Origin of the sequence: Rhizobium sp. B230/85 (assembly GCF_019355735.1) — a bacterium.
Lineage (GTDB): Bacteria > Pseudomonadota > Alphaproteobacteria > Rhizobiales > Rhizobiaceae > Rhizobium > Rhizobium rhododendri.
Genome location: NZ_CP072157.1, coordinates 33,654 through 55,724, shown reverse-complemented (window position 1 = coordinate 55,724; position 22,071 = coordinate 33,654). Strand labels below are relative to the sequence as shown.

The window sequence follows — 22,071 nt, the reverse complement described above, 5'->3', positions numbered from 1 at the left end:
TTCATGTTGTCGTGACAACTTCGTGCCGGCACAGGTGAAGGTGGGAGACAGTCCTCGTCAATTCCAAATTTCACCAGTAGCTGCCGCGAATTCTGGGCTTTATGTTATATGAAAGATATGCAACCTAACGTGATTGTTCGCCATGCTCTGGTATTGGATTTTGACGTGAACGACCTGCAGCTTAAATGTCGACAAAACTCCCGCCTCGAGTTCCTTCTCATCCACCTGACGTTTCTAAGTGGAAGACCATTCCAAGCATGTATCCAGAGCGACAACTGCCAATGCTATAGTTCTTGGTTATATTGAAGTTGAAGGTAAGTTTCCGCGTCAAACAATGATGCTAACCCGGCTGGTTGCGCCTATCTTATCGCAAAAAAACAGGCGTGGACAGTTTGCCCAGGTTTAGTTCAACTCACTATTGCCACTTTGTCAAATATGGTACCATTACTGCAGCGTCGGAATTTCCACCATCCTTCCAATACTCCACAAATATGCAATTATGTGCTCTTTCAGGTGGTCTCTCTTACCGTAGACTTCGTCTATGCGTGCGATCTCATCGCGGACAAGTTCATATTGGTCCCCGGGGAGATCGGCATCACCAAAGATATATCCAAGCGTGCCGACAGCACAGATCTCGCATCCAGTGGCGATAACGGCGTCTACAAAATCCGGAATGTCGGTCTCTCTCATGTCCAACTCCTTGAACCTTTGAAAGACAATTCTAATGACCAATTGCAACCTAGCAATACACGTTGGAGAGACTGCACGCGAAAGTGATGTCGATAGCCGAATAAAAATGGAAAAATTTGCCGATCAGCGATCTGCCGAGATAGTGTCCTGAGGCTGAAACTCTGTCAGCGTCTTCATCATTCTCGTCACGGCCGATGACTTGCAGGAGTAATAGTATGTTGTGCCGTAATGTTTACAAGTGACCAAACCAGCGGACCTGAGTATCTTCAGGTGACGAGATACCGTGCCTATCTTAGAGTCTGTTCAAGAAAGCGGGTATCGAGCGAGCCTTTTTGTCATGAGCTTGATCATTGCTGTTTGGATGAAGGCTAGGCTTGTGGCCGAGAAACGCTCGAAATCCTTTGCCATTCGGCGGTTTATGCCGAGCCACGCCAGCGTTCGTTCGACAATCCATCGCTTTGGTAGCACCTGGAAACCGGCCTGGTTTCGTTTGATAATCTCCATCGGTCGCGGGCTGGCCTCTTCTACTGTTGTGCCCTGATAGCCGCCGTCGCCGCAGATTTTCTCGATAAAGGGAAAACGGTTGGCGAGCCTGTCGAAAACAAGTGCTGCTCCATCACGATCCTGAATTCCTGCCGAGTGGACCTCGGCTTTCAGAAGCATGCCAAGAGTATCGACCAGAATGTGCCGCTTGCGGCCCTTGATCTTCTTACCCGCATCATAGCCGATATCGAGACGAGCATCCGGGCCGGTCTTCACTGATTGGCTATCGATGATGGCAAATGACGGTTGCTCTTCTCGCCCCTCAAGCTGCCGCGTTCGGCAGTAGAGCGCGTCATGGATACGACGCCACGTCCCGTCCCGGCAAAACCGTTTGAAATAATGGTAGACCGTGCTCTTCGGTGGAAAATCATGCGGCAGCAATGCCCATTGGCAGCCTGACTGCAGCAGATAAAAAATCGCGTCCATCACCGCCCGAAGCGACGTCTTGCGTCTGCGGCCCAGTCGAGGCTGCCTCGGCATGAGGGGCTCGATCAAGCTCCACTCACGGTCATTCAGATCACTTGCGTAGCGCATGCGGCTTCTGTCATGGTGACGCCGGGTGAAGGGTGTCCAGGCCATTCGATCTCTCCGTATTTGTCGCAAAATACAAAGAATCTGATTGCCGCCCTTCACTCAACCCCGCGCACGCCCGCCATTCTTGAACAGACACTTATCGAAGGTCTGAACAAGGCAAGGAAGTGGCACCCCTATTGTTTGGAGCGCTGCTCGCGAATGTCTTGATATGGTTCTTCTTGCTGACATATTCGTGCCAGACGTTTCACACGGCATGCATGCTTGGCATCGACGGAAAGTCAGAGCTGTCATATGTCCGGCTTGCCAGCGCGGTCATTGACCGCTGGGCACGATGATCCACGACGTCGATTGCCTAATCAATTTTGTGTGCTCAAAGTCGCACTGCGTCAGACGGTCTGATCCGCATCGAGATATCGCCTCTCGGCTCGTCACGCTTTCATACCTTGCCGCTTTATCCCGACGAAGAGTGCGCGAGCACCGCGTCACGACTTGATAAAGAGCGTCATGTGTCTCAGTCCGGGTCGTAGCGACTGACTTCGAGGCCGCTTCCGACCGGCAGCATCACGCTACTGATGCCCGGTATAGCACGGATGCGGGCTGCATATTCCTTCATATTGCCGTCGCCACCGCGCACCATATTGTCGGCGACAATGATCGCACCGCGACTTAGCTTTGGATAGAACGCTTCGAGGCAGGACACGTAGAGATCCTTCCAAAGATCCAGCAGTATGAAATCGATCCCGTCAGGCTGCTGCGAAATCATCTCGATGGCATCGCCGACTTTGAAGTCGATGAAGCTACCAAGTCCTGCCCTTTCGGCCATCTTGCGCGCATAGTCGGTCTTGTATGCATGCAGTTCCATGGTGATGAGCCGGCCGCCGGAAGCCCTGGCCGCTTCTCCGAGCCAGATGCCGGAATATCCAAAAGACGTGCCGATCTCGACAATGGTCGGTGCCTTGATGCTTTTCGCAAGGATGTTCAGCAGTTGACCGGTTGCAGGTCCGACAGCGCGCATGCGCTGGTCCAGTCCACCATCACGCCCGCCCGGAGGCGTTTCGCGCGGCTCGTTCTGCTGTTTGCGGATCACTTCGTGATAGTGGTCGAGGACAGCCAATACTTTGTCATCCATATCTTTTTCTCCATAAATATCTCTATCTGAAGCAGTGCGGCAGCACTCGAACATCTTCATGCTCGCCTCACTCCATTCAGGAAAATTTCCAATCGCTTTTTGATGTGTAGTTTTCGAAGTTCCCGGTCCGCCGCCGCTTTCAGGTGCCGGCGTCGCAACAATGCACCGAAGACGATGTCCATCAGCATTCCCGAACAGACTGCTGGATCCTCGATTGTCAACCGACCGCTTCGTTCTGGGATCTTAGCCCACTCGAGCAGATCCTCGCGGGCGCGGATGATGCCGTTGTCGTACAGGTAATCGGAAAGCTCGGGGAATTGCAGCGATTCACGCATGATCGGGTGCAGAAGCGCCTCTCGACGAAGCTCTGCGGCTTCATCGATATCGAGCCGAAATATTGGCACCAGGGTGTCGAGAAGGGTCACCCCCCATTCCCCGAGGAGCTTCAAGGCCTGGACTGACTGCGCGACTGCGTCTTCGGCCGACACCGTGCGTGTCTTGAGCGCCACGACTATGGCGTCGACGTCCTCAGGCGGCGAAGTGTCGGCGACACCGATCATCTGGGCGGTCCGGAGACCTTCCTTTGCAAACGTGCCCGCAAGGTCGGTCGCGCCGGTGAAATCATCCGCTATGCAGCCGAGCTTTCTCTTCATCCGCCTAGCTCCCTCGCCCTACAGTCCCATATTTCTACAGCGTGCGTCATGCGATCGACAGAATTCACGTCGCCCGCTCCTTGTAGAATTTTGTCATGTCCTCGGGAGGGGTTGTGATCGAAGTGTACTCGAGGGGAACCGATCCGATGTTCTTTATGCCGTGAACGACCCAGCGGGCGTTCGAACAAGCTGCCCCGCCTTGATGGGCGTAGTCTGCCCGTCCGCCAGAAGCATGTCACCCTCGCCCTTCTCCACGAGCCAGATTTGCTCCGAGACCGCATGGGTGTGCCGCTCCGACACTGCTCCCGGCTGCATGGTAACCTTTGTTATCGTGACCTTCGCCTCCGGTGAATTCTCCCCCCACAGAAGCTGGGCCGAATCCTTGCCCGGGTTTTTGAGGACCACCGATTTGTTCATGGAAAGAATTTGAACTGGCAATTTTGCCTCCTTTGCACTGTCATCCGTCGACTGTGCTTGGTCCGCTGAGGATGGGTTGACCAATGCTGACAGCCCGATGATCGCAATTAGCCCTACCAAAGCCGACAAACGGCGAGATGTTGATATCCACTGAGAAGTGACCCGGCATTTCCACCGAGATTTGACCCGCCTGTTATGTATGTTTCGGGTCTGGTGTTGGGGTCAAGTTCCTGTTTTTCTCCTTTTTGGTTTTAGTATCGTGGGCTGAGCTGTTCTTGAATCGGAAACTGTCGTTTCCGGTCTCAAGGATGTGGCAATGATGCGTGAGGCGGTCGAGCAGCGCGGTCGTCATCTTGGCATCGCCAAAGACGCTGGCCCATTCGCTGAAGCTGAGGTTGGTAGTGATGATCACACTGGTCCGCTCGTAGAGCTTGCTCAGCAGATGGAAGAGCAATGCGCCGCCTGATGCGCTGAACGGCAGATAGCCAAGCTCATCGAGAATGACGAGATCGGAATGGGCAAGCCGACCGGCAATCTGCCCGGAGCGGCCTTGGGCTTTCTCCTGTTCGAGTGCGTTCACCAGTTCGACCGTTGAGAAGAAGGGGACTCGCTTGTGATGATGCTCGATGGCATGCACACCAATCGCGGTGGCGACGTGTGTCTTGCCCGTACCGGGGCCGCCGACCAGCACGATGTTATTGGCCTCCTCGATTAAGTCGCACGAGCGCCTCGTTGATCTCGCTACTGGAGAAGTCAAAGCCATTGAGATCGCGATACGCCGGAAAGCGTGCCGTTTTGAGCTGATAGGCAGTCGACCTGACCTCTCGCTCGGCTGTCTCGGCTTTGAGGAGCTGCGACAGGATCGGAATGGCCGCCTCGAACGCCGGTGCTCCTTGCTCGGTAAGTTCGCCGACGGCCTGTGCCATGCCATGCATCTTCAGGCTCCTCAGCATGATGACGATGGCCCCGCTTGCTGGATTATGACGCATTGCGAACCTCCTTCTTTCTCAAGGCATCGTATCGCTCGACGTTCGCCTTGGGCTCGTTGGTGAGCATCAGGGCTTGAGGCGCATCGATGGTGGGCGGCGTGACGGATTTGCCGTCGACGAGCCGGTGGAGAAGGTTCAGCACATGCGTCTTGGTTGGAACATTTGACTTCAGTGCCATGTCGACGGCCGAGAGAACGGCCTGTTCGTCGTGCTGCAGCACCAGCGCCAGAATATCGGCCACCTCACGATCACCGCCCGGCTTCTTGAGCAGATGCTGTTGCAGTGTCCTGAAGGCGTCGGGAAGTTCGGTGAACGGTGCGCCATTGCGAAGAGCGCCTGGCTTGCGCTGTATCACCGCCAGATAATGCCGCCAGTCATAGACCGTCTGTCCGGGTCCGTCATGTGAGCGGCTGATGATGCGAACATGCTCGCATATGATATCGCCTTCCGCAGCCACAACGATACGGTCAGGGTAAACCCGAACGCTGACGGGCCGGTTGGCGAAGGATGCCGGAACGCTGTAGCGATTACGGTCAAAGTGCACGAGACAAGTGGGGGAAACGCGCTTGGTGTGTTCGACGAAGCCATCGAACAGGCGGGACGTTGGCATAAGAGCCAGTGCTTCTTCAGCCCATAGGTCGGCAATGGTGCCGCGCATCTTTCCATGTGCGGTCTGCTGCCAAAACTGCGGGTTTCACAAAGTCCCGGACAAAGATTTCAGTAAGTCGCGGACAGAAGCGACAGCGGATTTAGATCGAATCTCGTGAGCGCCGATCTGGCAATTTGTTCTCGTGTTTTAAGCGAGGATCTAATGCCTAGACGGAAGCAAGCGAGACATACTGATGTGAAAGACATTCGATCGATACTGCGGCTGACGTTCGAGCAGGAATTGTCGATACGCGCCGTTTCTGAGCGGCTGAAGATGAGCAAGACGTCGGTCTCAACGTATCTGCTGCGGGCGCGGGAGGCGGGGCTTGCAGCATGGCCACTTCCACCCGGTCTGGATGATGACGAGCTCCTGGAGCAGCGTCTATTCCGGCGGATGGGGCGACCTCCTCGAGACAGCGAGGAACCGAACTGGCCGAAAGTGGCCAGCGAGTTGAAACGCAAAGGCGTGACGCTCAACCTGCTATGGCAGGAATACCGGGAGGTCCATCCGGATGGATACGGCTACACCTGGTTCTGCTGCCGATTTGCTGATTATGAGAGCCGCGCCAAACCCACCTATCGCAGTCGTCATGTGGCTGGTGTCGCGATGGAATGCGACTATGCCGGCCATACGATCCCGATCATCGATCCTTCTTCTGGCGAGATCCGGGCAGCACAGATTTATGTGGCCGTGCTGAGTGCATCGCAATTGGTGTTCTCCTATGCCAGCTTCAGTCAGAAGCTGCCGGATTGGATCGAGGCGAACCAGCGAGCCTTCAGTTACTTCGGTGGGGTGACGAAGACAACGATCTGCGACAACCTCAAATCCGCGATTGCCAAGGCTCTCTGGTTCGAACCGACGTTGAACGCGACATTTGCTGCCTTCGCCGAACACTACGATACGACCGTATTGCCAGCACGGCCGCGGCGTCCTCGGGATAAACCATCCGCGGAGGGATCGGTTTTAATCGTCGAGAGGTGGGTTCTGGCCAGACTTCGAAACGACCGTTTCTTCAGCCTTGTCGATCTCAATATCCGCATCAGCGCTCTGATCGAGGACCTTAACACCCGTACGATGCGTCGGTATGGAAAATCCCGGCGAGCCCTGTTCGATGAGGTCGAGCGCTCCCAGCTCAAGCCACTGCCGCCAACGCCGTTTGAATACGCGGAATGGAAGGTCGCCAAGGTTCATCCCGATTACCATGTCGACGTCGACAAGACGTTCTATTCCGTGCCGCACGGTCTGATCGGCAGGAAGGTCGATATCAGGCTGACGTATCGAGCGGTCGAGATCTTCTTTGACCACAAGCGGGTCGCCAGCCACATCCGAAGCTCCCAGCGTTCCGGCCATATCACTGTCAATGAGCATATGCCGAAAGCTCACCAGCGCTATGCAAACACGACGCCTCACACGTTGCGCAAGGAAGCGGCGAAGGTTGGGGCCAATACTGCGATATTTATCGAGCGTCTGCTTAGCGATCGGCCGCACCCGGAGCAAGGCTACAGATCCGCTCAGGGCATTCTCTCCCTGGCGCGTCGTTACGAAACCGATCGGCTGGAATTGGCCTGTGAGCGTGCGTTGGTCATCAATGCGCTGACCTATTCGTCTGTCGCCAACATTCTCAGATCTGGTCTCGATCAGGCTCCTGCCGCAAGCGAGACCGTGAAGCCGGCACCGCCGCACGGCAATATCCGCGGCAAAACCTACTACCAATGAAAGGACATCTAATGCTGACACATCCAACACTGGACCAGATGAGTGCGCTTGGTCTTGCCGGAATGGCAACCGCCTATCGCGAACTTATCGAGCAAGTTCATGGAAATGATCTTAGCTTTGACGAACGGCTTGGCCTGATGCTCGACCGCGAGATCGCACTACGAACCGACCGACGGCTGACCAATCGGCTCGCCACAGCAAAGCTTCGATTTGCCAATGCCTCGATCGAAGACATCGATTTTAGATCTCACCGCGGCCTTGATCGTCGCAATGTCTTGTCCTTGGCGCAGGGCGCATGGCTGAAGGCAAACGAGAACCTGATCCTGACAGGCCAAACGGGCACTGGAAAAACTTGGATCGCCTGCGCCTTTGCGAGACAGGCGGCCCGCCTCGACTACTCTGTCCTCTACGTTCGTATGCCGCGGCTCTTCGAGGATCTCGCACTTGCCAGGCTCGATGGACGCTTTCCGCGCCTCATCGACAAGCTGGCACGTGTTCAGTTGCTGGTGTTGGATGACTGGGGAACCCATACCCTGAATGACCGACAGCGCCTCGATTTGCTCGAAATCTTCGAGGAGCGATATCGAAGGAAATCGACCCTGATCACAGCTCAGCTTCCGGTGGCCGCCTGGCACGAAATGATTGGAGAAGCCACTTTGGCCGATGCGATTTTGGATCGCATTGTTCACAACGCCCACCGCATCACTCTCGAAGGCGACAGCATGCGCAAACGAAAAACGCCGACGCTCTTGACCGGCGACGAAATAACCGAACACAATCACGCGTAACAGCAACAAGGCAACCGGGATTCGATCGCATCCGTTGTCCGCGACTTAGCGAAACGCTTGTCCGCGACTTGCTGAAACCGCTGTCCCGATTTAGCGAAATCCGCAGCCAAAACTCCTTGCATCGAAACTCCAGCCAGTCGTTGAGGGCTTCCAGCGATGCAAAGCGCGGGATCGGTTGAAAGAACCGATGACGGGCATCCTGAACATTCTTCTCGACCTGGCCCTTCTCCCAGCCAGATGCCGGATTGCAAAACTCCGGCTCGTAGAGGTAATGGCTGGCCATTGCCATGAAGCGGATGTTGACGTCGCGATCCTTGCCGCGTCCGATCTTGTCGATTGCCGTGCGCATGTTGTCGTAGATGCCACGCCGGGGGACGCCGCCAAACACACGGAAGCGTGGTTATGGGCGTCGAACAGCATCTCGTGTGTCTGCAGGTGATACGCCCGGACGATAAACGCTCTGGAGTAACTGAGCTTGGTATGAGCCACCTGCAGCTTGGTTCGCTCGTTGCCAATGATCGCCCAGTCCTCGGACCAGTCGAACGGGAACGCTTCGCCAGGCTCGAAAGCGAGAGGCACAAACGTTCCACGGCCCGTCGTCTGCAGTTCGATCTGCAAATCGGCCTTCCACTCGCGAGCGAACGCCGCAACGCGATTGTACGAACCTTCATAGCCAAGGCTCATCAGTTCGGCATGCAATTGCTTCAGAGTCCGTTTCTGCTTGCGGTTCTTTTTGGACTCCGTCTTCAACCACGCTGATAGCCGATCAGCAAAGCGGTCAAGCTTTCTCGGCCGCTCCGGAACCTGGAATAATGGCTCCACGCCGTTCAATCGCAGATATTTGCGGATGGTATTCCGGGATAAGCCCGTCCTGCGGCAAATATCCCGGATCGATAAATGGTCTCGAAAATGCCAGCGTCGGATTACGCTCAATAATGCCATGTCGATCACTCCATAGCCCTCGCATTAAACACGAGGGAAGGTTGGAACATGGGTCACTTCTCGATGGAAATATTCTGTGCTGCCGGGTCACTTCTCAGTGGAAATCAACAGCTTTGGCGAGAACCGACCTGCTCATTCTTGATAACTGGGGGCCGGAGAAGCTCAATGACGAGCAAAGGCGCGACCTCTTGGAGATCGTCGAGGACAGATATGAGAGGCGTTCCACCATCGTCACCAGCCAAGTCCCCGTCGAACACTGGTACAACATGATCGGCAATCCGACCATCGCCGATGCCGTCCTGGACCGCCTCGTGCACAATACATACCGCATCGAGTTGTCCGGGGAGAGCATGCGAAAGCAACGCTCCGTCACCGCCGCGGAAACAACCCAGGCTTGACGACGCGATAATCAGGATCCATTCATTGCAAAGACCCAGAGTTCAGCTTGAGATGACCGGCTTCACGCCGGAATCGTGGCCGGAATGAATTCGGAATGGGTGGCCGGCTTCGCGTCGGAATAGATGGCCGGCATCATCGGAATACGCAGGTAAATCTATATCATATTTTTTAGTGGGGGCGCTGGGCTGCGTCATTCAGTGAGCTGGCGCACCTCAGCACGCAACTCGCCGACCAAATGAAGAGAGCCTGTCACAAGGATCCATCCATGTGAGGTGTGGATCGCGTCAGCAAGTGCGTCGGGCGCATTATCGACAGCGCTGCACACTACGCCATAGTCCTTCGCAATCAGCGTCAATGCCTTCGGATCGAAAGCAGGAGGGCCATTCTTGGCTTTCGTAAATATGATCCGCTCCGCGCGCTGTGCCAGTAGGGCAATGAGGTCGCTGGCTGCCTTGTCGGACGCAAATCCCGCTACGACTGTACATGGCCCCGACAGAATGGGCATTGCATTGAGATCGGATAAGACCTGTTCGAGGTTGAAGGGCACATGCGCGCCATCCAACACCACCGGGAGGGGAAAGGGTTTTAGGATTGTGAATATTTCCATCCTTCCAGGTAGTACCGCTGCCTCGCGTGCCTGCGCATCAAGCACCCATCCTCCGACCGGATCATTCGGAAGGTCATCAGCGCGTGCCCTGACACCACGCTCTCCTATTTGATGAAGCACCGCTTCCGCCAGAGCAAGATTGCGATGGGCAATCGTCTGCGCCGTTGACAGATCGACGAAGACTTCACGCGCCTGCATTGAGGCAGCGATTTCGTGAACGGCCTGTCCCTCGGCACTCATGCGTGGAACGCCGGTGACGAAGGTCGATCCTCTCTTGATAATCCCCGCTTTGTTCGTTGCGATTGCTGTTTTGGTATTTCCCAACACTGCGGTGTGTTCTAGATCAACATTTGTGAGTACTGCAATTTCCCCATCAATCGCATTGGTAGAGTCGTTTTTACCACCCAAGCCGCACTCCAAAACGACCCATTCAAGCTCCGAAGTCGCAAAGCCTAGAATTGATGCGAGCACCTCGATATCAAACCGAGTTGCCTCTCCACCGACCCGCCCCTTTTGCTGAGCCAGCAGCCGCGCTTCTAGTGCCCGACCAATCATCTCTCCTAAAAAAGCGTCGTCGAACGGCGTGCAGGCCAAAGTAAATCGCTCGGTGTACCGCTCGACGTGAGGTGAGGAGAAGCGACCGACGCGAAGGCCCGCGCGACTTAGACCAGCTTCGATCAGTGCCCCAACAGAACCTTTTCCCTTTGTTCCAGCGATATGGACCGTGCGAAAACGCTTTTGCGGCTGACCAAGAAGGTCCAGCAGGTCTGAAAGCGGGTTTACGGCGACGTCCATTCCGCCACTGCGATCTGCTCTCTCCCAATCGATCAACCCATCGAGATTAGAAATCTGGCGCTGAAGCGTGGCGGCGTAGTGCTGTCCTGGCATGGAAGCCTCGTATGACGTGGAAGACATGTTCGCAATCTCAGTTAAAAAAAGAATGATGGCTTTATAGCGTCATGCCCAGGACACCTACCTGTTCAATGCGACATTAGTATCGGCCTCGCGCAACCCCGGCAATCAAAGGCGTTACCCGCGAGAGGTTTTACGCATTATTGCTATCATCAGAATCGCCCAGCAGGCCGGCATCCCGCTTGCTGAAATTCGTCATGCGTTATCTTCTCTGCCAAATGGACGAACGCCGAATGCGGAAAATTGGAAAAATCTGGCGGGTTTGTGGAGGCCGGTCGGTTTAGTGAAGAACTGATCGATTGCATACCTGTTGCCGAACCTGTCGATCGGCTGGACATATGCCTTGTATGTCCACCGAATCGGAAATTCGCCTTCAAGCCCTAGCCTGACCGCCCCGATCTGCGCGATCACGGGATCCGGATCGTGGGCTGCGCACCAAAACCGACGTTGAGACCCTTCCAAGCAAAGAAATTCGCAGTCAAATATGATCGCCGTTTTCATACGTCACCGTTTCGCTGCGTTAACGAGTGCTTCTCATTACGAGAAAGATAACTGCGCTTTCGGATATCGGACAACCCTGCCTATAGCATTCCCCATGATCCCGCCCGATTTACGGGTTCATGGCGGCGCCAGCGCTGCCGAGGGTTGTCAACGAGCTTAAGCCGGCCACTAGAGCGGTATATTCGCTCACGGTACATCGCATGCCCATCGCCGGATGGAGGCAGGCGGACTGTTCGGGAAGGCAGTTCCGGCCGCTTTTCATGATCGAGGCACGCATACGAACCTACCAAGTGCTCTTGACGAGAGACGAACATGCGGCGCCGCAAAACATCCTGGCATGTTGCGCTGGAGACCGGCTTGACGATCTTCCGCCTATCTTGTTCATTCAGGGAATGTTCAAAGCCGCAAATGCTGTCCAGATCAGAGTTTCCATCGATGAGATCGAACCAGACATCTGGCGCCGGCTGGTCCTGCCGGTTCAATGGAACCTAGAGCATCTGCATCTTGGAATTCAGGCTGCATTCAACTGGTGGAATTATCATCTCTATGAGTTCCGGATCGGTGGTCTTCGGTATGGGGAAGTCGAGACCCTGACGGAGGATGCCACCGACGACGATCCACGGGTCTTCGATCAGAGAGAGGTCCGTTTGCTGGACTTCGAGCAAGGCGCCGTCTTCAGCTACCATTATGATTTCGGGGACGACTGGCAGCACACCGTCGTGGTTGAAGAGTTCTTGACGCTCACTGCTACGCCGAAGCACGGGAGCTGTGTCGCAGGCTCAAGGGCGCGACCACCGGAGGATGTCGGCGGCGTGTCGGGATATGAGCGGTTCCTGGAGATCATCGCCGACCGGGAAGACCCGGAGTATGATGAAACCATCAGTTGGTGCGGTGGCTACTTCGATCCGGAATGGTTTGACCTTTCGACTGCTGACAAGGATCTGCGCAATGCACTGCGATCAAATGTCAAACGGCGTCTATATCAACCGAAACCGAAAGCCATTCCAAAGAAATGAGCTGGCTGGGTGCGAGGTGACCGCCTTGAAGGGATCTGAACCGGCGACTGGTTGGTCAGATAGCTTAAGCGTCTGAAAAGACTTGCTTCGTGGGATAACGGTTGCATTATGAATCTAAACATGGAAGATGATTAAGGGACGCAAGTAAGTTGTATGCTGATGATCGCGGTCGTTTTGAGTGGGTGGATTGAGCTCGCTGGACATATGGGCTGCGCGGATATTTACGCCGAGTTTTGCAGCGTTGAAAAAATTAGACGATATGCGACAGCTGGCCGATTGCGCGAGCAGTCGGCGCTCAACGCCGGTTCATGAAGAAGACCTTTATCTGATCGACAACGTCATTTGGGGCTTCTTCGGCCATGTGATGTCCGCTCTGGATGCCATGACGCACAACTATCTGGTCGCTCCAATCCGCCCAGGGTTTCGCCGGGTCACCGTAGAGGCCTTCCATGTCGTCGTGCAATGACCAAAGAACACCCAAGGGGCATTGCAGACGCCGCCCCATTCCCTTATCTCGTTTGTCATCGTCGTAATCGAACTCAAGCCCAGCTCGATAGTCTGCGAGCATGCCACGCACTACTTCAGGATTTCGGGTAGCGGCAAGGTAATCCCGATTGTTCTCGGCCCCCATAGCTGCTTCCGGAGGATACCAGAGATCGGTGTTACCCTGAATCGCTGCTTCGGCCTTTTCGCTTTGCGCGAAAAAGAACCAGTGCCACCAGCTCTTCGCAAAGCGCCAATCCGCGCGGCTTAAAACCTCGTAGATCGGAACGCCGTCTATGACGACAAGGCCTGCGACGCTTTCCGGGAAGTCCATCGCAAGCCGGAATGCGCTATACGATCCACGGTCGTGGCCCGCCACACCAAATCTGTGATGTCCGAGCTTTGCCATGCATTCATGCAATGCCGCGGCCTTTGCCTTTCCCGAGCTACCGGCGAGTGTCTTCGGCTGATAGCTTCGCCCGAAGCCGGGCATGTCGGCACACACGACAGAGAAGTTGCGTGCAAGTTGAGGGGCGACCTTGAACCACGTGGTGTGTGTCCTGGGATGACCGTGAAGAAGAATAATGGGAAAGCCAACCCCACCACACCTCACACGAATCTCACCATGCGATGTCGATACGAACCGTTCAGTGAAGTTTTCAAAAAAGTCCGCCATCATCTGTCCTTCCATCAGATCGCTCTTCGCTCTCCAGGCCACTAGCCTAGCGAACACACCGGTTCCAAATTGCGGCTGTGTCTCCTCTCGTCGGCTTGTGACCTCCTTTCGGTCGTACAGGCTGCGCCGTAGAAAAAGCCGAAAGCTGCCGTTTGAGATGATCGTGCTGCCGTCTGGCAGCCTAATCAACTACCTGACACCAGCTCGTCGCGAACCGTGGTGTGGAGGTCTCCCCAGCACTCGGCAATCTTGTTCTCGGCGAAGCGATACATGACCATTTCCTGTGTTCGGATAACCTTCCCGGTAGGCGGCACGCCACGGAAAGGGCCGGAGTGGATGCCGACACCAATCAGCCGAGCTGCCAGCCAGTCGTCTTCAACGACGGTATGCTGTAAAATCCACCGGTAGTCAGGAAAAGCGGCGACCACATCAGAACAGCCTCTGATGTAGTTCGCCAAGCCTTTTGTCGATCCGCCTACATCACGGGCGACGAACTCACCCAGCCCATCGAACAGATGCTGGTTACACAGTCCGAGATATCGAAGATAAATACCCAACTTGTCTTCTCTGTCCATGTTCACTCCATTCAGCAATCCTGCTCTGCGAACGCGGCGCCTCTTTCAGCTACAACACGGCGGTCTCCGACATGCGCTCGCTGCCGATCATGGCGGCGATGGGCGGCTCCGATGATCTTCGATGCTAACCACTCAGTGCAGTAGCCCGGCGGCCAGGGCCGATCCTTCGGCGCACGAACGACCGGGCTTCCAGCAGGGCAGCAGCTCTCAGCTTGATAGGGCTCGCGGCGCAGAGGATACATGTCATGCGTTTGGCGCCTCCCGCTGCGGAGGGCGCAACTCATTTACGTCGCAAGTGAGTTTCGGTCTGTCCAAAGATGTCAAGTCGAGCCTATCCCACGGGACCGCCATGCCATCCCCTCTACCAGCTCCAAGAAATCGAAGAAACGAACGGCCGATCTCACCAGATGAGAGGCGCTCCAGAAGCGCGAATGCGCCGATATGATATTCGCTCACGAGAAGGTCGTTTCCCACCCTAGCGGCGACAACTTCCTCGATGTGACCAATAGGGTTGCCGTTCTGATCTAGCACCTGCCTGCCGATCAGATCCTGAAGCATGAACTCACTCACGACAGGCCTCCTGGAATCCATCGTAAAATGTTTTGGCGAAGCCAATTCTGCCATCGCGTCACTGGCATCTCGGTCCGATCAACATCAAGGGAAACTGCGATGTCGACATCACGAACCTTCGTATAAGGAATGCGATAGCGGCGGTTAGCTGTTCGCCAGCCCAGGCGGTCAAGGACAACACCGGATCCTGTCTCGATGGCGTCGATCTTGGGCTGCGCTCCTTGGCGAAGTTCGATGACAAGTCCGTCAACTTGACCGATTTTATTCCCCTCTCGATCGAGAAGTTGTTTGTCCAGAAGATCTCTAACGAGATGCATGTCACCCTCCCCAGATCTGAAGCGGTATCGTTATGGCTGCAAACAGAAATGCCAAGCCGATCACGAAAAGCACGACCGCATTTCCCAAACGCCCATTGATGTGGTCGCCCACATACTTGCGGTCGTTCATCAGAAAAATGAAAGGGACGACGCCGAACGGAAGGCTGACGGCAGTTATTGCCATCGAGAAGATCGTAACCTTCAACGGGTCGAGGCCTAGGCAGTGTCCCCATAAACGGGGTTCATTTTATTGACGGTGTATGATTCAATTTCCTTGAAAGGAGATTGCTATGCGCCGTCACGAATTGAGCGACGAAGAATGGGCTATCATTGCACCTCTTTTGCCGAACAATAGCCGTGGAATTGAACGTGTCGATGACCGCCGGGTGATCAACGGCATCCTCTGGCGTTTCAGGACTGGTTCGTCTTGGCGAGATGTGCCGGAGCGTTATGGCCCGCGCACGACGCTTTACAATCGGTTCTCCCGATGGCGCAAGGCGGGCGTCTGGGATCGTCTTCTGGACGCCGTTTCAAAGCGTTACGATGGAGACATCGTGATGATCGACAGTTCTTGTGTTCGCGTTCACCAGCATGGTGCCAACGCTAAAAAGGGGGATCTGCCGATCCTTGCATGGGACGTTCGCGCGGCGGCCTGACGACAAAGATCCACGCTCTTGTCGATGCAGATGGCAGACCGGTTCGGCTCGAACTCACCGCCGGCCAAGCCGGCGATGCACCGATGGCTGAAAAGCTGTTGAGCGACCTGAGGCCCGGCGCGACGATCCTCGCCGACAAGGCATATGATACCGATGCAATTCGTAACTTTGCCAAGCAACGCAAGTGTTGGGCGAATATCCCTGCAAAGGCCAATCGAAAGCAGACATTCAGCTTCAACCGCTGGGTCTACCGTCAACGCAATCTCGTGGAACGGTTCTTCAACCGTATCAAGCAGATGCGAGGCCTCGCGACGCGATACGACCGGCGCGCTGATAACTACATGGCCGCCCTCAAGCTCGTCGCGACGAGGATATGGATCGCCTCAACTAATGAGTCCGTGGCCTAAGACGATCGGAACCACCGCAATAAGAATTGACATTGTGTAGACAAGACAGAAGGCGGGATCGCTTTTTGGTCTTGCGGTCTCTGACCAGTTCCAGCCAAAACCTTGCGCTACCAAATAGGACTGTGCAAGCGAGACCTCCAGAGCTGCCCCGAAGCAGGTGATCATCAGCGAGCCGGCAAACAGATAGAATCCCCATTCCCCGAGGGCGGGCGTCAAGATCACGGCGATCTGCTCGTATCCTTCGACATCTTGGATTCCGAGCGGAGGATAAATTATCGCCGCAAGCACGATGATGGCAATCGAAATGACGGCGCCAAAGCTCATACCGAAAATCGCGATTACCCGGTTGATCCCAAAATACGACTTGTCCCATTTGTCCTCGATTGCGCCAGAGGAATAAAAAAAGAACAGGTAGGGAGAGATGACGGCGCCAAGAATGCCGACGGCGATGAAGGCATAATGCAGTATATTCTCGTTTGGGACCGTTGGCATCACGCCTTTCGCAACCTCCGCCCAGGGCGGACCCATCAGAAACATCGCAACGACGATACTGAGTGCGATGAGGCCAAGAAACGACACCCCATCCTCGATGATCCCGAAGGTCCCCTGCCACAGCAGCAACCAGACCGCAACGGCGGCCGGGATCGCCCACCACTGAAAGCTCCATCCAGTCACGAACTGAAGCGCGAGCGATACACCGCCGATTTCGGCGGCAAGGACCATCAGGTTCACAAGGAACGTTACGGCCAACATCACCACGAACATGTTCGAGCCGAACCGGTCGCGGATGCCGTCGGCAATGGTCATATGGCTTGCAATCGCGAAACGACCGGACATTTCGACTAGGAAAATCAAGCAAATCGTGCCGAGAACGACCGCCCAGATGAGTTGATATCCAAATGCCGCTCCGGCTTGGGTGGATGTGGCGATCAGACCGGTTTCGAGGAAGCCGCCGATGCTGGTAACGACACCCAATGAAATCTGCAGCAGCTTCTTCATGGCTCGGGTTTCTCGATTGTGATCTGTGAGCGTGCGTTCTGGAGGCCTTGCAGAGCGGTCTCCACGCCATGTCGGTCGTTATTCGATGTCGCGGTACCCATTCGTTCAAGGAGAGTTTGGATGTCTTGGATTGGCCTAGGAACCGCGTCACCCAATTCCTTCACAAGGAGAGTGACCTCCTTTTGGCAGCGTTCGATCGCGAGGTGGCTATACGTCTGCGGCACGGCGCCCTTGATGCGAGCATCTGCGATCATCTCGGCGCTTGCGGTCCATGAGGCAATGCCCTTAAGCGTCTTATCTGTGTGCTCTTTCTCGTCGGAGCATGCGGATACTACGAATATGGCGATGACCGCGGCAATACGGCCGCTCCAAACTATGCTGCTCATAAATTACATCCGCTAATATTCCTTGCTGGAAGGTAGAACGAACCCGGCGCAATACAACGGTGCCATACCATCGAGTGCTACTTTTTTCTCCGAACTCCGGCACTGCCGTGACGTCAAGGATAGTCTGCAAGCCCGTACGTCTGGGCGTTGTCCTGCGACTGAGATGTAGAGCCAAGACCGTAAGCATCTGAAGGGCATTGGGCGTTGATCGAAGGATTACAGGTGGCATCCTAAAAATCATTCGGTTTTCGCCTTGGCAAGTTGGCGTTCTCTCCTAGCTTTTCCAGAAGTCAGAGCGGAAATCTGGAGTCCTTTCCATGCGGCGTCGTGCGTCTGTCATCATTGTCATCACTGCTGCCATCGTCTGCCTTCTGGGACTGGCCATCGGCGTCTTAGGCGGCTGGTTGGTTACTCTTGGCGGCTCCCCCTACTACCTGATCGCTGGCATCCTGCTTCTCGTCACCGGCGTGCTTCTGTTTCGAAATAACCGCGCTGCTCCGTGGGTCTACGCCTTCGTTCTTATTGGGACATTTATCTGGGCCTTGATGGAATCCGGCCTGGACGGCTGGGCGCTTATTCCACGGCTGATCGGTCCCGCCGTCATCGGTCTCTGGATATGGTCGCCTCTTGTGTATGGGCGACTTTATTGCGATCCCGCGTCTTCACGCTCAAGGCTGCCGAGATCATTGACCGGAATGGCTGTCAATGCTGCGATCATAGCGTTCGTCTTCGCCACCGGCTACTGGATCACGGATGCTCGCTTTATTCGCAACGGTGATCCCTCAGGATGGCAGAATGTTTCGGCGTCGGCCTCCAACGGTCAGGTCGACCCAACCACGCCCGACGAGGCCTGGAACTTCTACGGTCGCACACCTGCAGGCGACCGCTTTTCGCCGTTGACCCAGATCACCGCCGATAACGTCAAAAATATGAAGCCGGCATGGTCATTCTCGACCGGTGACCTGCCCAGGTCAGGCGAGAACTCCAATGGCCGCGAGTTCAGCTTCGAGGCAACGCCGATCAAGATCGGGGATACGCTCTATTTCTGCACGCCGCACCGCGAGGTCGTGGCACTCGGGGCAACGGACGGAAAGGTCAAATGGCGCTTCGATCCGGCTGGCGACATGTCTCACAACGTCTACCAGGCCTGCCGCGGCGTCTCCTACTACGATGCTTCGCAGGCAATCGACACTTCTGCGACATGCAAGACCCGGATCATCTCAACCGCCTCCGATCTGCCCCGGCTGTTCGAACTCGACGCCGAGACAGGCAAGCCCTGCGAAGGCTTCGGCAGCCAGGGAATGGTCGACCTTCGAGAGCATATGGGACCGGTACCTCCAGGCTTCCATTTCATCTCTTCGCCGCCTTTGGTCCTGAACGGGAAGATCGTGCTCGGCGGCTGGGTCTATGATAACCAGACGGTCGGCGAACCCTCCGGCGTCATCCGCGCTTTCGATGCCAACACGGGGGCGCTGGTATGGTCATGGGACATGGGCAAGACGCCTGCCAACAAGAAGCTTGATCCAAAAGAGACCTATACCCGCGGTACGCCGAATGGCTGGGGCGTCTACACGGCTGACCCGAAGCTCAACCTTGTGTTCGTGCCCCTGGGTAATGCCACCCCAGATTATTTTGGTGGAGAACGTCGACCCTTCGATGACAAATACTCGAGTTCGATCGTGGCGCTCGACCTGACCACGGGTGAAGAGCGGTGGCACTTCCAGACGGTCCACCATGACCTCTGGGATTTCGATCTACCTGCAGGTCCCTCGCTGGTCGATCTCCCGGACGGGAAAGGCGGGATCACGCCTGCCCTCGTCCAGACCAGCAAGCAGGGCCAGCTCTTCCTTCTCGATCGCCGCGACGGCCATCCCCTTGCCGACGTTGAGGAGAAGCTGGTTCCTCAAGGCCACATCCCCGGCGAGCGCTACTCTCCGACCCAGCCCTTCTCGACGGGAATGCCGCAGACGCTCGCACCGAAGCTGCAGGAGGCGGACATGTGGGGCGCCACGCCCATCGACCAGCTCCTTTGCCGCATCGCATTCCACCGCATGCGCGATGACGGCCTGTTCACACCCCCCGGCGAGAAGCCGACCATCGGCTGGCCAGCCTTCGACGGTACCTCGGACTGGTACGGTGCGACTGTCGATCCGGAGCGGAAGCTTCTTTATATCAACACCACCTTCATGCCGTTCCAGCTTCAGATGGTACCATACGAGGCGGCTTTGAAAGCGGGTCTTTTCAAGCCCTGGGGAGGATGGAGTCAGCCCTATCCTCAACCTGAGTTCCAGAACAACCCCGAGCACGGCACGCCATTCTCGATCGTGGTGAAGCCCTGGTTTGGCATATTCGGCATTCCCTGCAACCGTCCCCCATGGGGCCAGATGCAGGCTGTCGACCTCCTGACAAAAAAGGTCGTCTGGCAGCGGCCCATCGGCACTACCCGCGACATGGGGCCATCGGGCTTGCGCGCGCCGTTCGGTCTGCCAACGGGCATCTTCAGCATGGGCGGCAGTGTGGCGACCCGGAGTGGCCTGGTGTTCATGGGAGCGACCACCGATCAGACCCTGCGCGCATTCGACGGCAGTACGGGCGAGGTTCTCTGGGAAACCCATCTGCCGGCAGGCGGCAATGCGACTCCGTTGACTTACATGGGATCGGACAGGCGCCAATACGTCGTCATCGCTGCTGGCGGCCACGGTGGTCTGCAATCCCGCAATGGCGACTACGTCATGGCGTTTGCCATACCGAAGAGTTGAACCACGTCTTCGGAAAATAACGAGCTCGCAAGCTCTTAAAGCAGGACCATTTACCCCCAACGAAGGAGGCCCCTATGCCAGACTATCCAATGCCACCATTCCCTTCCCAGCAGCAACCGATACCGGGTATTACCGCCAGTATGGACCCTGTTCCCGATCACGGCGAAGAGAGCAACAAGGGGTCCGGCCGGCTCAAAGGGAAACGCGCCATCATCACTGGTGGCGATAGCGGTATTGGACGGGCGGTTGCCATCGCCTATGCTCGCGAAGGGGCCGATGTCCTGATTTCCTATCTCGATGAGGATGAGGACGCCAGGGCAACCAAGGAGCTTGTCGAAAAAGCTGGCCTGAAGGCAGTTCTCGTTCGTGGCGATATCCAGAATGCGGATCACTGCAGGGCAATCGTTGATACCGCGGTCAAAGAGTTAGGCGGGATCGACATCCTCGTGAACAATGCCGCTCACCAAGCGACGTTCAAAAGCATTGAGGACATCACAGACGGCGAATGGGAACTGACGTTCAAGGTCAACATCCACGCCATGTTTTACCTGACGAAGGCGGCGATCCCGCACATGATGCCGGGCTCTTCCATCATCAACACGGCCTCTGTCAACTCCGACAACCCCAATCCAACGCTTCTCGCCTATGCGACGACAAAAGGTGCCATCCAGAACTTCACCGGCGGCCTGGCGCAGCTCTTGGCCGAGAAGGGCATCCGCGCCAATGCCGTCGCGCCCGGTCCTATCTGGACCCCGCTGATCCCTTCGACAATGGTGGACGAAGCGGTCACCAACTTCGGAAAACAGGTGCCGATGAAGCGACCTGGACAGCCGGCCGAGCTGGCGACAGCTTATGTGATGCTCGCCGACCCGCTGTCGAGCTACGTGTCCGGCACCACGATTGCGGTGACTGGCGGAAAACCGTTCATTTAGACAACGAAGCTATAGGACATCGCCTGTGACCGATATCATGCCAATGGCACCTACGTGGACCGAGATTGCGGTCCGCTTGTTGCTGACCGTACTGGCGGGATCGCTGATCGGCATCAACAGGGAGATCGGCGGTCACACCGCCGGTTTCCGTACAACCGTCCTCGTGGGCGTGGCCGCCTCCCTTGCGATGATTCAGGCGAACATCCTGCTGACCACGGTGGGCAAGACCGAGGCTTCGTTCTCCGTTATGGATACGCTGCGCCTGCCGCTCGGCGTGCTGACGGGTGTCGGTTTCATCGGAGGCGGCGCAATCCTGAAGCGTGGCGATATGGTCTCCGGTGTCACAACTGCGGCGACGCTCTGGATTATCACGGCGATCGGCCTGTGCATCGGTGGCGGGCAGGTGTTGATCGGCTGTTCCGGAGCCATCATCGCCCTCATTGTGCTGTCGCCCCTCAAAGTCGTTGACGATTGGCTTCCCCGCAAGCGAAAGGCCGAGCTTGTTCTGGCGTTCGACGGATCGATAGAGGATGTCGAAACCGCCTGCAACGCCTTGGGGCTGACGGCACGTTTCGTTCGTAAACAGCGCTCTGAGAGCGAAGGCACGGTTTGGATGAAGTTTGAGCTTATCTGGAGGAGTAGCGACAATTCCCGGGAGCGAATATTCGTCCCGGAGCTGGAGAAACGCTTTCGACTGCTAAGTCTCGAGGTCATTGGGCGCGATGCCTAAGAAGTCAGCTACGATTACACGTCGCGGCGGTGACACACTGGTGCTGCCTTGCATGCGGAGCGTTTCGCGCTCCGGCCATTCGTCGGAGTCTCGCGC

General features: G+C 56.1%; 22 protein-coding genes and 6 pseudogenes. 10 read left to right on the top strand and 18 right to left on the bottom strand.

All coding sequences use genetic code 11. From position 1 onward, the window contains the following. Positions 1 to 444: 444 nt before the first annotated feature. The 8 genes and pseudogenes from J5289_RS18485 to J5289_RS18450 form a co-directional block, all read right to left on the bottom strand. On the bottom strand, positions 445 to 690 hold the full coding sequence (locus tag J5289_RS18485) for a hypothetical protein (protein WP_209207628.1): 246 nt from the start codon (positions 688 to 690) through the stop codon (positions 445 to 447). Between the two features lie 123 nt (positions 691 to 813). Continuing rightward, positions 814 to 981: a helix-turn-helix transcriptional regulator gene (locus J5289_RS29870; protein ID WP_209207641.1), complete on the bottom strand. Its 168-nt coding sequence runs from the start codon at positions 979 to 981 to the stop codon at positions 814 to 816. Between the two features lie 12 nt (positions 982 to 993). After that, positions 994 to 1,812, bottom strand: a complete 819-nt coding sequence (locus tag J5289_RS18475) for an IS5 family transposase (protein WP_219276585.1) — start codon at positions 1,810 to 1,812, stop codon at positions 994 to 996. Between the two features lie 466 nt (positions 1,813 to 2,278). Continuing rightward, positions 2,279 to 2,896, bottom strand: a complete 618-nt coding sequence (locus J5289_RS18470) for an O-methyltransferase (protein ID WP_209207710.1) — start codon at positions 2,894 to 2,896, stop codon at positions 2,279 to 2,281. Positions 2,897 to 2,952: 56 nt separating this feature from the next. Beyond that, positions 2,953 to 3,549, bottom strand: a complete 597-nt coding sequence (locus J5289_RS18465) for a four-carbon acid sugar kinase family protein (protein WP_209207704.1) — start codon at positions 3,547 to 3,549, stop codon at positions 2,953 to 2,955. Positions 3,550 to 3,702: 153 nt separating this feature from the next. Continuing rightward, positions 3,703 to 3,987, bottom strand: a complete 285-nt coding sequence (locus tag J5289_RS18460; protein ID WP_219276583.1) for a cupin domain-containing protein — start codon at positions 3,985 to 3,987, stop codon at positions 3,703 to 3,705. A gap of 172 nt (positions 3,988 to 4,159) precedes the next feature. After that, positions 4,160 to 4,955, bottom strand: a pseudogene (gene istB / locus J5289_RS18455) (IS21-like element helper ATPase IstB). Further along, positions 4,945 to 5,637: pseudogene (locus J5289_RS18450) on the bottom strand (IS21 family transposase); the annotation flags it as partial. The pseudogenes istB (J5289_RS18455) and J5289_RS18450, both read right to left, overlap by 11 nt. Before the next feature lie 129 nt (positions 5,638 to 5,766). Between J5289_RS18450 and istA (J5289_RS18445) the strand changes: the two are divergent. Both istA (J5289_RS18445) and istB (J5289_RS18440) read left to right on the top strand, forming a co-directional pair. Continuing rightward, positions 5,767 to 7,320, top strand: a complete 1,554-nt coding sequence (gene istA / locus J5289_RS18445) for an IS21 family transposase (protein ID WP_111221723.1) — start codon at positions 5,767 to 5,769, stop codon at positions 7,318 to 7,320. Between the two features lie 11 nt (positions 7,321 to 7,331). Then, positions 7,332 to 8,108 (top strand): IS21-like element helper ATPase IstB, encoded by a 777-nt coding sequence (gene istB, locus J5289_RS18440; protein ID WP_111221724.1) that lies wholly within the window; start codon positions 7,332 to 7,334, stop codon positions 8,106 to 8,108. Between the two features lie 106 nt (positions 8,109 to 8,214). Here istB (J5289_RS18440) and istA (J5289_RS18435) read toward each other — a convergent pair. Beyond that, positions 8,215 to 9,050, bottom strand: a pseudogene (istA, locus tag J5289_RS18435) (IS21 family transposase); the annotation flags it as partial. A 2-nt stretch (positions 9,051 to 9,052) separates the two neighbouring features. Between istA (J5289_RS18435) and J5289_RS18430 the strand changes: the two are divergent. Beyond that, a pseudogene (locus J5289_RS18430) lies at positions 9,053 to 9,448 on the top strand (ATP-binding protein); the annotation flags it as partial. A gap of 191 nt (positions 9,449 to 9,639) precedes the next feature. Here J5289_RS18430 and J5289_RS18425 read toward each other — a convergent pair. Beyond that, entirely contained in the window at positions 9,640 to 10,944 is a 1,305-nt protein-coding gene (locus tag J5289_RS18425; protein ID WP_209207706.1) for a folylpolyglutamate synthase/dihydrofolate synthase family protein, read from the bottom strand. Between the two features lie 88 nt (positions 10,945 to 11,032). Between J5289_RS18425 and J5289_RS29735 the strand changes: the two genes are divergently transcribed. Beyond that, positions 11,033 to 11,263, top strand: coding sequence for a MerR family DNA-binding protein (locus J5289_RS29735; protein ID WP_209207711.1), 231 nt, complete (start codon positions 11,033 to 11,035; stop codon positions 11,261 to 11,263). Here J5289_RS29735 and J5289_RS29275 read toward each other — a convergent pair. After that, positions 11,236 to 11,469, bottom strand: a pseudogene (locus tag J5289_RS29275) (exonuclease); the annotation flags it as partial. The gene J5289_RS29735 and the pseudogene J5289_RS29275 overlap by 28 nt on opposite strands. Before the next feature lie 392 nt (positions 11,470 to 11,861). Here J5289_RS29275 and J5289_RS18415 point away from each other — a divergent pair. After that, positions 11,862 to 12,485 carry a plasmid pRiA4b ORF-3 family protein gene (locus J5289_RS18415; protein ID WP_209207712.1) on the top strand — a complete coding sequence of 208 codons (624 nt, stop codon included), beginning with the start codon at positions 11,862 to 11,864 and terminating at the stop codon, positions 12,483 to 12,485. A 295-nt stretch (positions 12,486 to 12,780) separates the two neighbouring features. Here J5289_RS18415 and J5289_RS18410 read toward each other — a convergent pair whose 3' ends face one another. Next, on the bottom strand, positions 12,781 to 13,659 hold the full coding sequence (locus J5289_RS18410) for an alpha/beta hydrolase (protein ID WP_307877429.1): 879 nt from the start codon (positions 13,657 to 13,659) through the stop codon (positions 12,781 to 12,783). 170 nt (positions 13,660 to 13,829) lie between these two features. Continuing rightward, positions 13,830 to 14,219, bottom strand: a complete 390-nt coding sequence (locus J5289_RS18405) for an ester cyclase (RefSeq protein WP_247750792.1) — start codon at positions 14,217 to 14,219, stop codon at positions 13,830 to 13,832. Between the two features lie 17 nt (positions 14,220 to 14,236). Between J5289_RS18405 and J5289_RS18400 the strand changes: the two are divergent. Then, positions 14,237 to 14,360: pseudogene (locus J5289_RS18400) on the top strand (3-deoxy-8-phosphooctulonate synthase); the annotation flags it as partial. A gap of 102 nt (positions 14,361 to 14,462) precedes the next feature. On the opposite strand, the gene J5289_RS18395 reads toward J5289_RS18400, so the two are convergent. Genes J5289_RS18395 through J5289_RS18385 form a run of 3 tightly spaced genes read right to left on the bottom strand, consistent with a single transcriptional unit; the run spans position 14,463 to position 15,311 of the window. Further along, positions 14,463 to 14,789: a PRC-barrel domain-containing protein gene (locus J5289_RS18395; RefSeq protein WP_209207708.1), complete on the bottom strand. Its 327-nt coding sequence runs from the start codon at positions 14,787 to 14,789 to the stop codon at positions 14,463 to 14,465. Beyond that, the gene (locus tag J5289_RS18390; protein WP_209207709.1) at positions 14,786 to 15,106 is read right to left on the bottom strand and encodes a PRC-barrel domain-containing protein; all 321 of its coding nucleotides are present in this window, start codon (positions 15,104 to 15,106) and stop codon (positions 14,786 to 14,788) included. Before J5289_RS18390 ends, J5289_RS18395 begins: the two co-directional genes overlap by 4 nt. A gap of 1 nt (position 15,107) precedes the next feature. Beyond that, the gene (locus tag J5289_RS18385; protein WP_247750793.1) at positions 15,108 to 15,311 is read right to left on the bottom strand and encodes a hypothetical protein; all 204 of its coding nucleotides are present in this window, start codon (positions 15,309 to 15,311) and stop codon (positions 15,108 to 15,110) included. A gap of 79 nt (positions 15,312 to 15,390) precedes the next feature. Between J5289_RS18385 and J5289_RS18380 the strand changes: the two genes are divergently transcribed. Further along, positions 15,391 to 16,169 (top strand): IS5 family transposase gene (locus J5289_RS18380; protein WP_374108320.1). Its coding sequence is split into 2 segments (ribosomal slippage): positions 15,391 to 15,733 and positions 15,733 to 16,169, totalling 780 coding nucleotides; the frame shifts between segments, so codons are not numbered across the junction. Here the strand turns inward: J5289_RS18380 and J5289_RS18375 are convergent. Then, positions 16,146 to 17,168 carry an Nramp family divalent metal transporter gene (locus tag J5289_RS18375; protein WP_209208055.1) on the bottom strand — a complete coding sequence of 341 codons (1,023 nt, stop codon included), beginning with the start codon at positions 17,166 to 17,168 and terminating at the stop codon, positions 16,146 to 16,148. The genes J5289_RS18380 and J5289_RS18375 overlap by 24 nt on opposite strands. Then, positions 17,165 to 17,554, bottom strand: a complete 390-nt coding sequence (locus J5289_RS18370) for a hypothetical protein (protein WP_209208054.1) — start codon at positions 17,552 to 17,554, stop codon at positions 17,165 to 17,167. The genes J5289_RS18375 and J5289_RS18370 overlap by 4 nt, the downstream gene beginning before the upstream one ends. A 317-nt stretch (positions 17,555 to 17,871) precedes the next feature. Between J5289_RS18370 and J5289_RS18365 the strand changes: the two genes are divergently transcribed. From J5289_RS18365 to J5289_RS18355, 3 genes are all read left to right on the top strand, one after another. Next, on the top strand, positions 17,872 to 20,313 hold the full coding sequence (locus tag J5289_RS18365) for a membrane-bound PQQ-dependent dehydrogenase, glucose/quinate/shikimate family (protein ID WP_209208053.1): 2,442 nt from the start codon (positions 17,872 to 17,874) through the stop codon (positions 20,311 to 20,313). Positions 20,314 to 20,387: 74 nt separating this feature from the next. Next, on the top strand, positions 20,388 to 21,245 hold the full coding sequence (locus J5289_RS18360; RefSeq protein WP_209208052.1) for an SDR family oxidoreductase: 858 nt from the start codon (positions 20,388 to 20,390) through the stop codon (positions 21,243 to 21,245). Between the two features lie 25 nt (positions 21,246 to 21,270). Beyond that, on the top strand, positions 21,271 to 21,975 hold the full coding sequence (locus J5289_RS18355; protein WP_257625489.1) for an MgtC/SapB family protein: 705 nt from the start codon (positions 21,271 to 21,273) through the stop codon (positions 21,973 to 21,975). Positions 21,976 to 22,071 lie beyond the last annotated feature (96 nt).